This is a genomic window from Vicinamibacterales bacterium (genome assembly GCA_036504215.1).
Lineage (GTDB): Bacteria > Acidobacteriota > Vicinamibacteria > Vicinamibacterales > Fen-181 > FEN-299.
Genome location: DASXVO010000074.1, coordinates 37,272 through 48,363, shown reverse-complemented (window position 1 = coordinate 48,363; position 11,092 = coordinate 37,272). Strand labels below are relative to the sequence as shown.

The following is an 11,092-nucleotide window of genomic DNA, read 5'->3' as shown; positions in this document are numbered from 1 at the left end:
GCCGTCCTTGGCGATCGCCACGACTGAGGGCGTCAGCCGCGCCCCTTCCTGATTCACGATAACCGCCGGCTGCCCGGCCTCCATGATCGCCACCACGGAATTCGTGGTGCCGAGGTCGATTCCAATGACTTTGCCCGCCATGCCGCTCTCCTTTCCTGTCCGCGCTGCCATGCGAATTCAAATATACGAGCAGCATGAGCGGTTGTCAAGCATATAATCTGAGTCCTTACAACTCATCTCTCAGATTAGAGCTCCCCCCTCGTCCCCGCACGATGAGCGTCGAGCCGGTAATCTGGAAGATTGACTGCGAACCTGACACTCGCCAAGTTTTTAGACAGTAAGTCAGCTTCAATCCAAAAGACTTTTCAGCCCTGGTCCCGTTTCTCGGTCCGGTATAATCTGTGTTGGTGCGGCGGGGCATCATGAACCGTTGATCGTGGCGTGTGGCAGCGCGCAGGGGGCATCCTCTCCATGTCCGACATCATCATTCACGAAGTGGGTCCGCGCGACGGGCTCCAGATCGAGAAGACGACGGTCCCGACCGAGCAGAAGATCGCGTGGATCGAATCACTCATCGCGTCCGGCATCGACGTCATCCAGGTCGGCTCGTTCGTGCACCAGCAGAAGGTGCCGCAGATGGCCGACACCGACGTGCTCTTCACCTACTTCTCGGAGCCCGCGCACAAGCCGGCGCACGCGCGCCTGTCGGGGCTCGTGCTCAACGAGAAGGGGATGGAGCGCGGCTTCAAATGCGGCGTGACCTATTTCTGCATGGGCGTGTCGGCCTCCGACACCCACAGTCGGAAGAACACCGGGATGAGCACCGTCGAAGCCACCGACCGCATCATCGCCATGGCGAAGGCGGCGGGCGACGCGGGCGCCACCGTCCAGGTCTCGGTGCAATCGGCGTTCGGCTGCGGGTTCGAGGGCCTGGTGCCCGAGGTGCGCGTGCTCGACATCGTCAGGCGGTTCGTGGATGCCGGGCTCCGCACGATCAGCCTGGCGGACACGGCGGGTCACGCGAACCCCGCGCAGGTGGACCGGCTCTTCTCCGCCGTCCTCGCGCTCGATCCGGCCATCGGGTGCGCGTGCCATCTCCACGACACCTACGGCTTCGGCCTCGCCAACGCCTACGCGGCGCTGCGGGCCGGCGTGACGTACTTCGAATCGGCCTTCGCCGGTCTGGGCGGGTGCCCGTTCACCGCGGTCACCGGCGGCAACGTGTGCACGGAGGACCTCGTGCACATGCTGCAGCGGATGGGACACCGCGAGGACATCAAGCTGGACGTCCTCATCGCTCTGGCGAAGGACGCGGGCCGCTTCTTCGGCCGCGACATGGCCGGACGTCTGTGGCGCACCGGCCCGATCCCCGAAATCGGGGTCGGGACCAACTAGCAGGCACGCCCCCTGGAGGACTTATGAAGCTGCTCGAAGGCATCCGCGTGCTGGACATGACGAATGTCCTCGCAGGCCCGTTCGCCACCCTTCACCTCGCGCTGGCCGGCGCCGAGGTGATCAAGATCGAGAATCCGGAAGGCGGTGACCTCGCCAGGAAGCTCGGCAACGTGCCCGAGTTGAACCAGCAGTTGATGGGCACGTCGTTCCTCGCGCAGAACACCAACAAGAAATCGTTGACGCTCAACCTCAAGGAGGCCGACGCGAAGGAGATCTTCCGCAAGCTCATCGCCACGAGCGATGTGCTGGTGGAGAACTTCCGCCCGGGGGTGTTGACCCGCCTCGGGTTCTCCTGGGAGGCCATGCACCAGCTGAATCCCCGGCTGATCTACTGCGCGATTTCCGGCTTCGGCCAGACCGGTCCCGATGCGGACAAGCCGGCCTACGACCAGATCATCCAGGGGCTGAGCGGTGTGATGGCCATCAACGGCGACGACCGCCTCAATCCGCTGCGCGCCGGCTTCCCGGTCTGCGATACGGTCGGCGGCCTGAACGCGGCGTTCGCCATCATGGGCGCGCTGTACTGCCGCGAGCGCACGGGCCGCGGGCAGGCGATCGACGTCGCGATGATCGACTCGATCATGCCGCTGCTCGGCTGGGTTGCGGCCAACTGGCTCATCGGCGGCAAGCCACCGCAGCTCCTCGGCAACGACAACATGACCGCTGCGCCGTCGGGCACGTTCAAGACGTCGGACGGCTACATCAACATCGCCGCCAACGAGCAGAAGCAGTGGGAGAACCTCTGCGACGTCCTCGGTCTGCCGGAATTGAAGACAGACGAGCGGTTCCAGAAGCGCGACGTGCGAAAGGCGAATCGGAAGGCCCTGACGCCGCTGATTGAAGCAAAGCTCACCGAAAGACCGACGGCCAGTTGGACGACGGCGCTGAACGCGAAGGGGATTCCGTCCGGCGACATCCTCTCGCTGCAGGACGCGCTCGCGCAGCCGCAGATCGCGCACCGCGGAACGATCGCGACGATCGAGGAACCCGGAATCGGCCCGCTCAAGCTGTTCAATCTCAGCGCGAAGTTCTCGGAGACGCCGGCCAGCCTCGACTCGCCGCCGCCGCGGCTCTCGGCCCACACCGAACCGATCCTGAAGCAGTTGGGCTACACGGACGAGCAGATCGCGTCGCTGAAGGCCCGGAAAGTGGTGTAGGAGAAAGGCACGGCTTCAGCCGTGCTCTGGAGCCACCTGGAGCGCGGCGATCATCTGGTCGGTCGCCCCCACCGACGCGGCGCGGCACGCCTCGGCGACCATCTCGCCGGCCAACACGCCTGCGTCGGTGATCGTCGCGGTCACCACATCGAGCGAAACCCGCTCGAAGTAGGGGTTGCGAATGGCCACGCCGCCGGGTCCGTCCCGCCAAATCTCCGCGGGATCGTGCTCCTCGATCCGCAGCAATCCGGCCGACCGCTCATCCAGGAACTTGTCCCGGCTGGCGAGGACGAATAGCGGAGTGCCCGCGTAGAGCGCGGTCGCCGCGAGCGGACCGGTCCCGATCTTGTTGACGAGCGTCGAGGGTGTGACGGCATCGGCACCGACGATCACTGCGTCGACCGAGCGAGAGAACACGAGCGCTCCGAGCGCCGCATCCGAGCGCAGGGCCACCGCGATGCCGGCGTCGGCGAGCGCCGCCGCGAGGCGGCGCCCCTCGAGATGCGGCCGTCCTTCGCCGCAGTCCACGGTCAGATCCGTTCGACGCGCCAGGGCGAGCAACACCGCGAGTACCGACCCGCTGAACGACGCGGTGGCGAGACGCAAGGACGGGCCGTCGGCGGGCGTCAGGACCTCGAGCGCCACGCGCACGAGCGCGGCGCCGGCCCGCTGCTGGCGCTCTGCAAACCGCTCGACCGCGCCCGGTTCGTCCAGCTCTCGCAACGCGGCCAGCCCCAGATTCCAGAACGACGCCATGCTCGGCTGCGCGTCCCCGAGCGCTCGCGCGACCTCCACGAGCGCCGACCGGTCGCTGACGAGCGCGGACCGCACCACGTCGATGCCACGGCGCAGGAGTTCGGACGCCCCTGACGTCGTGTCGCCCGTCAGGCTTTCGACCGCTCTACGCACCTGATCGTTCAAGCCCGTCACCCCTCCGGTCTGTGGCATTCCCGCCCGGCGCCATTCCCTCCGGCCCGCCCCGTAGCGATGAACCGCACGACTGTGCGATTATGGACTGACACATGCGTGACTTCCACCGCATCCTGCTCTCGTCCGAAGTGCACGAACTGGCCGACGAGGTCGGGCGGCTCTTCGAGGATCTGGATCGTCAGGTCGCCGCCGGCCAGCCCGCGTCCGCGGGCCACTGCACGCCGGCGCTCGACGTGCTCGAAACCGAGGCCACGGTCGAGGTGGTCGTCGACCTCCCGGGCGTCGTGCCCGAGAGCGTCCGCGTGCTCCTCAAGGGCGGCGTCCTGGTGATCGCGGGTCTCAAGGTGTCGCCCTACGCCGGCGCCGGCGTGCGGGTCGGATCGTTCCACCTGGTCGAGCGTGGATTCGGCCGGTTCGCCCGCGCGGTCCAGCTGCAAGGTGCATTCGACGGGAACCGGACGCGTGCCGTCCTGCAGGGCGGCGAGCTGCGCGTGGTCATCCCCAGGCTGGCCGAACGCCGTGGCCAGGAAATCAGCGTGCCAATCGTCACCTCATGAACATCCTCTTCATCGGCGATGTGTTCGGGCGGCCGGGACGCGATCTCGTCCGCAAGGGGATGCGCGTGCTCGTGGATCGTTTCGGTGTCGATTTCGTCGTCGCCAACGGGGAGAACTCGGCCGGCGGGTTTGGCATCACCCGTGAGATCGGCGACAGCCTGCTGGCCTGCGGCGTGGACGTGCTGACGTCGGGCAACCACATCTGGGACAAGAAGGAAGCGCTCGACTATGTCGCCGCGGAACCGAGGCTGCTGCGGCCCGCGAACTACCCTCCCGGCGCGCCCGGCCGTGGATCGATCCTCGCGCGCACCGACACCGGTCGGCCGATCGGCATCATCAACGTGATGGGGCGCGTCTTCATGCACCCGATCGACGATCCGTTCGCGGTCGTGCTCCGCGAGATCGAGAACTTCTCGGGCCAGACGCGCGTCATCCTCGTCGACTTCCACGCCGAGGCCACGTCCGAGAAGATCGCGATGGGGTGGCATCTCGACGGCCGCGTCAGCGCCGTGATCGGCACGCACACGCACGTGCAGACGGCGGATGAACGGATTCTGCCAAAGGGCACGGCGTACATCACCGACGCCGGGATGACCGGTCCGCACGATTCAATCATCGGCACGGAGCGCGAACCGGCGCTGGCCCGGTTCCTGACCGGGATGCCCTCGCGCTTCGAGCCGGCCAGCGGCAACCCGCGACTCCACGGCGTCGTCCTCACCGTGGACGAGGCGACCGGGCGGGCCAGCAAGTTCACGCGCCTCGACTATTCGCTCACCGACCTCGAGAAGATGGACGTCGAACCGACGATGAGATGATGGTCGCCGATTGCCGACGGCCCGCTGCCTGCAGCTGATGAACGATCTCTTCGACCTGCCGTTCGAGGAGCCCGAGCCGGAGCCCGAGCCGGTCCCACCTCCTCCGCCCAGTCGGCACGTCTGGAGCGTGTCGGAGCTGACGGCGGCCATCCGGGACACACTCGAGAGCCGCTTCGCGGAGATCTGGCTGGAGGGTGAGATCTCCAACTGCCGCCTCTGGAACACGGGACACCTGTACTTCACGCTCAAGGACGCCGGCGCACAGATCAAAGGTGTGATGTTTCGCTCGGCGCTGCGGGCGCTGCGCTTCAAGCCTGAAGACGGGCTGCACGTGGTCGCGCGCGGACGTGTCGGCGTCTACGATCCCAAGGGCGAGTACCAACTGGTCTGCGAACATATGGAGCCGCAAGGCGTGGGTGCGCTCCAGGTCGCGTTCGATCAGTTGAAGAAGCGCCTGCAGTCGGAGGGTCTCTTCGCCGTCGAACGCAAGCGGCCGCTCCCTGCGCTCCCCCGCAAGATCGGCATCGTCACCTCGCTGGACGGCGCGGCCATCCGCGACATCATCAAGGTCATCTCCAGGCGGCATCCGAACTCGCATCTCGTGATACGGCCCGCGCGCGTCCAGGGCGAGGGCGCCGCCGCAGATGTCGCGCGAGCCTTGCAGCAGATCGGGCGGGTACCGGGCGTGGACGTCATCATCGTCGGCCGCGGCGGCGGGTCGATCGAAGACCTCTGGGCCTTCAACGAGGAGGTGGTGGCGCGCGCGATCAGCCAGTCGCCCGTGCCCGTCATCTCAGCGGTGGGACACGAGACCGACGTGACGATCGCGGACTTCGTGGCGGACGTGCGGGCGCCGACCCCGTCGGCCGGCGCGGAAATCGTCGTTGCCGGCAAGGACGAGTTCTTTGCGCGCATCGACCGGCTGCACGGCAGGCTGTCCAACGCCGAGCGGCGCCGCGTGGAGCGGCTGCGAGGGCAGGTGCATCGCCTGGAGGGCCGTCCGGGGCTGGCCGGGTGGCCGGGACGGCTCGCGCTCCGTGGTCGTCACGTCTCGGAACTGACACATCAGCTCGGCCGTGCGGGTCGGGAACTGGTGACGCGACGCCTGCGCCGGTATCATGAACTGCGCCGCACGCTCGATCTGTTCGACTTGCGGCGGCGGCTCGGCGTCGTGCGAGGCCGATTGTCTGGCGTCGAGGCCGCGCTCCGCGCCGGTATCGTGCGTGCACACCACCGCGCCGATGCCAGGTTCCGGGGCCAGGCGGCGCACCTCGAGAGCCTCAGCCCGCTGGCCGTGCTCGGACGTGGCTACGCGGTCTGCTGGGACGCATCCCGCACGCGAATCATCCGCGACGTGGACGCGGTCACCGAGGGTGACGCCGTTCGCGTCACACTCCATCGCGGCGAACTTGGCTGCCGGGTCGAGCGCAAATCGGAGTAGGGACGGGCCTGGAGCCCGCCCGGAGTGATTTCAAGATGGAATCGACGATCAAGGACTTCGAGGCGGCCCTCACCGAACTGGAGAGCATCGTGAAGCGACTCGAGGAAGGGGACCTCGCCCTCGAGAAATCGCTCGAGATGTACGAGCGGGGCGTGCAACTCTCCCGCTTCTGCCACACGCGGCTCGAAGAAGCGGAGCGGCGGATCGAGATCCTCGACGAACGCGGCGAATTGTCTCCCGCGCCGGGATCGCTCTCGGCGGTGGCGGATGACCCCGGCCGGCCGTCCACGGGGCCAGATCCTCTCGGCAAGGAGAGAGCCCGGTGACGCTCGCCACCGTCCCTCTGAAGGAGTACCTGCGCGCCCACCGCGAGCGCGTGGATCAGGCCCTCGAGCGGTACCTGCCCGCGCCGCCCGAGTGCCCGGCCGTCATCAGCAGCGCAATGCGCTACAGTCTGCTCGCCGGCGGCAAGCGCTTCAGGCCCATTCTGGTCCTGGCATCTGCCGAGGCGATTGGCGCGAACCGCGCCCTCCAACGACCCGACGCCGGCACCTCGATCGCGGAGGCCCTCGAGTTGGCGTTGCCAGCCGCGAGTGCGCTCGAGATGATACACACCTATTCCCTGATCCACGACGACCTCCCCGCGATGGACGATGACACGTTGCGCCGCGGGCGGCCGACCAACCACGTCGTACACGGCGAGGGCATGGCGATCCTGGCCGGTGATGGTCTGCTGACCGAGGCGTTCGCATTGCTCGCGCGCGAACCCGCGTCCAATCGTCCTGACATCCTCGAACGCCGGATGCGCGCCGGCGGCGAGATCGCGGTGGCGGCGGGCGCCACGGGGATGGTGGGCGGACAGGCGCTGGACCTGCAGGCCGCGCTCGAAGCCGAGCGCGAAGGCCGCAACCCGGAGTTCAGCCTCGACGCGCTGCGCGTGATGCATGCCTGCAAGACCGGCGCGATGATCCGCGCGTCCGCGGTCGCCGGGGCCATCATGGCCGGCGCGCACGAGCGCGCGATCGACGGGGTCAGGATCTATGCGCGGAACCTCGGCCTCGCGTTCCAGATCGTGGACGACATCCTGGACGTCGAGGGGACGACCGAGGACCTTGGGAAGACCGCGGGCAAGGATGCCGCCGCGGGCAAGCCGACCTACCCCTCCCTCCTCGGCCTCGAGCGGTCGCGCGAACTGGCGCAGGTCGCCTACAACGAGGCCCTGGCGGCGCTTCGTGCCGCGGGTCTCGAACGTGGGCGGCTGGACGAGATTGCCGACTGGGTCGTGGAACGACGAAACTAGCGATCAACCGCGGCCAGGGACGTAGGCGGATCACGGGTGACACAGCGCACGAAGAGGGCGCAGCGCAGTCCGGAGTGTCCGGGACGGACCGTCAGGCCTGCTCCTCGGCATGGAGACCGGAGGCTCTCGGTTGAAGATCTGAATGAAGCGGACGCGCCTCGATCTGCTCGTTGCCGAACGCGGGCTGGCGCCCTCGCGCGAGCGGGCGCGGGCGTTGATCCTCGCCGGGCAGGTGACGGTGGGTGGCGCGGTCGTGTCGAAGGCGGGCACGCCAGTGGCGCTCGACGCGGATCTGGCGCTCGTTCAACCCGATCATCCGTACGTCGGACGTGGTGGCCTGAAACTCGCGCACGCGCTCGACACCTTTAACGTGGCGGTCGCGGGCCGCGAGGCGCTCGACATCGGCGCCTCCACCGGCGGCTTCACCGACGTGATGCTGAAACGGGGGGCCGTCCGGGTGATCGCGCTCGACGTCGGGCATGGGCAACTCGACTGGACGCTGCGCAATGATCCGCGCGTGGTCGTCATCGAGGGATTCAACGCGAGACGCCTCGGGCCCTCCGACCTGCCGGGGTTGGTCGATCTCGTCACGGTCGACGTGTCGTTCATCTCGCTGGCCCAGATCCTGCCTCAGGTGCCAGGCGTTCTGCGGCCCGGCGGCGACGTGATCGCGCTCGTGAAGCCGCAGTTCGAAGCCGGACGCGGCGAGGTCGGGAAGAAGGGCATCGTGAGGGATCCGGACGTGCAGGCGCGCGCCGTCGAACGGGTCACCGAGGCGGCAGCGGTCGCCGGACTGGCGCGGCTCGCGATGACGCCTTCGCCCATCACGGGGGCCGAGGGCAATCGGGAGTTCCTGCTGCATCTGAGACGAAGGTAGCGAGGGCATCATGGTCAAGCGTGTCGGCGTCGTGGCGAAGATCCGGCTGGAGTCGGTCGCCAGCCACCTCGTGGAGATCGCCGCCTGGTTGGATGCGCGGGGTGTCGAACCGATCTTCGAGGTCGACACGGCCCAACTCGCCCCGTCGCTGTGCGCGCACCGAACCGCGACGCGCGACGAGTTACCGCGCCTGGCCGACCTCCTGCTGGTCCTCGGCGGGGACGGCACGCTGCTCGCGATGGCCGACCGCGTGAGCCAGGCCGGACGCGACATTCCGATCCTCGGCGTCAACTTCGGCCACCTCGGCTTCCTCACCGAGATCGCGTTGCCCGAGCTGTACGCCTCGCTCGAGGCGGCCATCGCCGAGACGGCCGCCCTCGACGAGCGGATGGTGCTCCGCGCCGGCGTCGTCCGCGACGGGCAGTGCGTTGCCGAGCACATGGCCCTCAACGACGTCGTCGTCACGCGCGGTGCGCTGTCACGCATCATCGAACTGTCGGTGTCGGTCGGCGGCGAGTTCGTCGCGGCCTTCAACGGGGACGGTCTCATCATCGCGAGCCCCACCGGCTCCACGGCGTACAACTTGTCGGCCGGCGGCCCGATCCTCCATCCGGCCGTGGACGCGCTGGTGCTGACGCCGATTGCGCCGCACACGCTCAGCAACCGGCCCGTGGTCATCCCCGCCTCGGAGTCCGTCTCCGTCATCCCGACGGTCCACGACCCGACCCAGGAGGTGTTCCTCACGCTCGATGGACAGAGCGGCGTCGGCCTGCGCCCGGGCGACACGATCCGCGTGGCGCGAAACCAGACGCCGGTCCGCCTCGTCCAGTCCGCCTCCCACAGCTACTTCAGCGTGCTGCGGGAGAAACTCAAGTGGGCCGAGAGATGACCTACCGTTGACCCTGGCGCTTCTGCCTGAAGTACTGGACCTGGTACTTGAAGACGTTCCGATTGTGCTCGTCGAGGGTGCGCGCGAATTCGTGCGAGCCGTCGTTGCGGCTGACGAAGTACAGGTAGGACGTCGCTGCGGGACTTGCGGCAGCCTCGAGCGACGTCCGACTCGGCGCGGCAATGGGACCGGGCGGCAGGCCGCGGTACCGGTACGTGTTGTAGGGTGAATCGAACGCCAGGTTGTCCTTCGTCAGGTTGCCGCGGTAGCGCCCCGCGATCTGGAGCGCGAAGATGACCGTCGGATCGCACTGGAGCGCCATGCCGATCCGGAGGCGCTCGAGGTAGACGCCCGCCACCGTCGGCCGCTCCTCGAGCCTGGCCGTCTCCTTCTCGACGACCGACGCCAGGGTGACCGCCTGGCGCACGCTCAGTCCGTGAGACGCCGCCGCCTGCCCGAGATCGGGTGAGAACACCTGGTGGAAGCGCGCCACCATCAGGCGCACGAGTTCGGGCGCGCCGGCGCGGCGCGAGAGCGTGTAGGTTTCGGGAAACAGATAGCCTTCGAGATCGCGGGCGGCCGGGTCGAGATCGTGAATGAGTTCGGCGCGGCGCGCAGCCTTGACGAAGTCCGAGGCCGGGCCAAACCCGTGCGACTCGAAGAGACGGCTCATCTCCGTGATGTTCAGCCCTTCCGGGAAGGTGATGGCACGGAGGTACACGTCGCCTCGAGCCAGCTTCTCGACGACTTCGAGCGGCGTCATCGGGCGGTCGAACCTGTACTCCCCGGCCATCAGGCGACGGGCGGCGTTCGAGCGCCAGAGCGCGAGACGGAAGACCCAGCGGTCGCGCACGACGCCGGCGTCCACGAGCTTCCGTCCGATCACCTGCGTCCCGTCCCCCGGAACCAGGTCGACGAACTGCTCCACTCCGCCGTAGCCTCGGTACGGCGCCGACACGCGCTCGAAGACGAACCACGCCCCCGCCGCCCCCGCGACGATGACGAGGAGCACGAGCACGAAGAGAAACCTGATGATTCGACGTCCCACGGTTCGTTCCAGCTATCAACTCGGAGTTCCACGGAGAGAACCAAGGCAGCACGTCCCGCCCTGAAGCGCAGGCTCTGAAGCCATGCTCGACGTGCGGGCTCCGTGTGACCCGTGACCTGCCTACTGCCCGTCCAGATAATCCTGCAGGATCACCGCGGCGGCGGCGGCGTCGAGCTTCTTCTTCCGACTGCGCCAGTCCCGGTCGCGCACCGCGAGTCGACTCTCCGCCTCGACGCTCGAGAGCCGCTCGTCCTGCAGGACGACCGGCTGGCTGATCCGCGTCCGCAACATCTCGGCAAACGCCTCGACGCGCGGCGTCTCGTCGTTCGCCGTTCCGTCCAACCGCCGCGGCCATCCCACGACCACCTTGCCCAGCCCGTCGTCTTCCGCGGCCAGACGGCCGACGACCTCGAGGACGGCCCTCATCTGTCCGTTGTCGTGGGGGACCGCCACCACCTCCAACGGCCGCGCCAGCAACCCGCTCGGGTCGCTGACGGCGAACCCAATCCGACGGCGACCGAGGTCAATGGCGAGCACCCGCACGCGGGAATGGTACCCGGTGGCCGGCGGGGGCGGCAAGGGCAACCTCAACGCGTGCTATACTTTTCGATATAGCACCTTCC

Annotated in this window: 13 protein-coding genes; 9 read left to right on the top strand and 4 right to left on the bottom strand. The window is 68.0% G+C overall.

Annotated elements, in window-relative coordinates:
- Positions 1–141: Hsp70 family protein (locus VGK32_20170; GenBank protein HEY3384086.1), on the bottom strand; the 141-nt coding region annotated here is incomplete at its 3' end.
- Between the two features lie 330 nt (positions 142–471).
- Between VGK32_20170 and VGK32_20165 the strand changes: the two genes are divergently transcribed.
- Both VGK32_20165 and VGK32_20160 read left to right on the top strand, forming a co-directional pair.
- Complete coding sequence (locus tag VGK32_20165; protein ID HEY3384085.1) at positions 472–1,395, top strand: hydroxymethylglutaryl-CoA lyase; 924 nt, start codon at positions 472–474, stop codon at positions 1,393–1,395.
- 23 nt (positions 1,396–1,418) lie between these two features.
- A complete protein-coding gene (locus VGK32_20160; GenBank protein HEY3384084.1) occupies positions 1,419–2,612 on the top strand; it encodes a CaiB/BaiF CoA-transferase family protein in 1,194 nt (397 codons plus the stop codon).
- A 15-nt stretch (positions 2,613–2,627) separates the two neighbouring features.
- On the opposite strand, the gene VGK32_20155 is transcribed toward VGK32_20160, so the two are convergent.
- Positions 2,628–3,521: a hypothetical protein gene (locus VGK32_20155; protein ID HEY3384083.1), complete on the bottom strand. Its 894-nt coding sequence runs from the start codon at positions 3,519–3,521 to the stop codon at positions 2,628–2,630.
- Positions 3,522–3,634: 113 nt separating this feature from the next.
- Here VGK32_20155 and VGK32_20150 point away from each other — a divergent pair, with 113 nt between their 5' ends.
- The 7 genes from VGK32_20150 (at position 3,635) to VGK32_20120 (ending at position 9,421) form a co-directional block, all read left to right on the top strand.
- On the top strand, positions 3,635–4,099 hold the full coding sequence (locus tag VGK32_20150) for an Hsp20/alpha crystallin family protein (GenBank protein HEY3384082.1): 465 nt from the start codon (positions 3,635–3,637) through the stop codon (positions 4,097–4,099).
- Entirely contained in the window at positions 4,096–4,914 is an 819-nt protein-coding gene (locus tag VGK32_20145) for a TIGR00282 family metallophosphoesterase (GenBank protein ID HEY3384081.1), read from the top strand. Before VGK32_20150 ends, VGK32_20145 begins: the two co-directional genes overlap by 4 nt.
- A 37-nt stretch (positions 4,915–4,951) precedes the next feature.
- Positions 4,952–6,355, top strand: coding sequence for an exodeoxyribonuclease VII large subunit (gene xseA / locus VGK32_20140; GenBank protein ID HEY3384080.1), 1,404 nt, complete (start codon positions 4,952–4,954; stop codon positions 6,353–6,355).
- 35 nt (positions 6,356–6,390) lie between these two features.
- Complete coding sequence (locus VGK32_20135; protein ID HEY3384079.1) at positions 6,391–6,681, top strand: exodeoxyribonuclease VII small subunit; 291 nt, start codon at positions 6,391–6,393, stop codon at positions 6,679–6,681.
- Positions 6,678–7,655: a farnesyl diphosphate synthase gene (locus tag VGK32_20130; protein HEY3384078.1), complete on the top strand. Its 978-nt coding sequence runs from the start codon at positions 6,678–6,680 to the stop codon at positions 7,653–7,655. The genes VGK32_20135 and VGK32_20130 overlap by 4 nt, the downstream gene beginning before the upstream one ends.
- 142 nt (positions 7,656–7,797) lie before the next feature.
- Positions 7,798–8,532: a TlyA family RNA methyltransferase gene (locus tag VGK32_20125; protein HEY3384077.1), complete on the top strand. Its 735-nt coding sequence runs from the start codon at positions 7,798–7,800 to the stop codon at positions 8,530–8,532.
- A gap of 10 nt (positions 8,533–8,542) precedes the next feature.
- Entirely contained in the window at positions 8,543–9,421 is an 879-nt protein-coding gene (locus VGK32_20120) for an NAD(+)/NADH kinase (GenBank protein ID HEY3384076.1), read from the top strand.
- A gap of 1 nt (position 9,422) precedes the next feature.
- Here VGK32_20120 and mltG read toward each other — a convergent pair whose 3' ends face one another.
- Together mltG and ruvX are read right to left on the bottom strand one after the other, a co-directional pair.
- Complete coding sequence (gene mltG / locus VGK32_20115) at positions 9,423–10,469, bottom strand: endolytic transglycosylase MltG (protein HEY3384075.1); 1,047 nt, start codon at positions 10,467–10,469, stop codon at positions 9,423–9,425.
- Between the two features lie 120 nt (positions 10,470–10,589).
- Entirely contained in the window at positions 10,590–11,048 is a 459-nt protein-coding gene (gene ruvX, locus VGK32_20110; GenBank protein HEY3384074.1) for a Holliday junction resolvase RuvX, read from the bottom strand.
- Between the last annotated feature and the right edge of the window lie 44 nt (positions 11,049–11,092).

What these genes read in the sequence shown, in the direction of transcription:
- VGK32_20160 (HEY3384084.1), top strand. Translation starts at nt 1,419, where the DNA reads ATGAAGCTGCTCGAAGGCATCCGCGTGCTGGACATGACGAATGTCCTC.
- xseA (HEY3384080.1), top strand. Translation starts at nt 4,952, where the DNA reads ATGAACGATCTCTTCGACCTGCCGTTCGAGGAGCCCGAGCCGGAGCCC.
- VGK32_20145 (HEY3384081.1), top strand. Translation starts at nt 4,096, where the DNA reads ATGAACATCCTCTTCATCGGCGATGTGTTCGGGCGGCCGGGACGCGAT.
- VGK32_20165 (HEY3384085.1), top strand. Translation starts at nt 472, where the DNA reads ATGTCCGACATCATCATTCACGAAGTGGGTCCGCGCGACGGGCTCCAG.
- VGK32_20135 (HEY3384079.1), top strand. Translation starts at nt 6,391, where the DNA reads ATGGAATCGACGATCAAGGACTTCGAGGCGGCCCTCACCGAACTGGAG.
- VGK32_20120 (HEY3384076.1), top strand. Translation starts at nt 8,543, where the DNA reads ATGGTCAAGCGTGTCGGCGTCGTGGCGAAGATCCGGCTGGAGTCGGTC.
- VGK32_20125 (HEY3384077.1), top strand. Translation starts at nt 7,798, where the DNA reads ATGAAGCGGACGCGCCTCGATCTGCTCGTTGCCGAACGCGGGCTGGCG.
- VGK32_20150 (HEY3384082.1), top strand. Translation starts at nt 3,635, where the DNA reads ATGCGTGACTTCCACCGCATCCTGCTCTCGTCCGAAGTGCACGAACTG.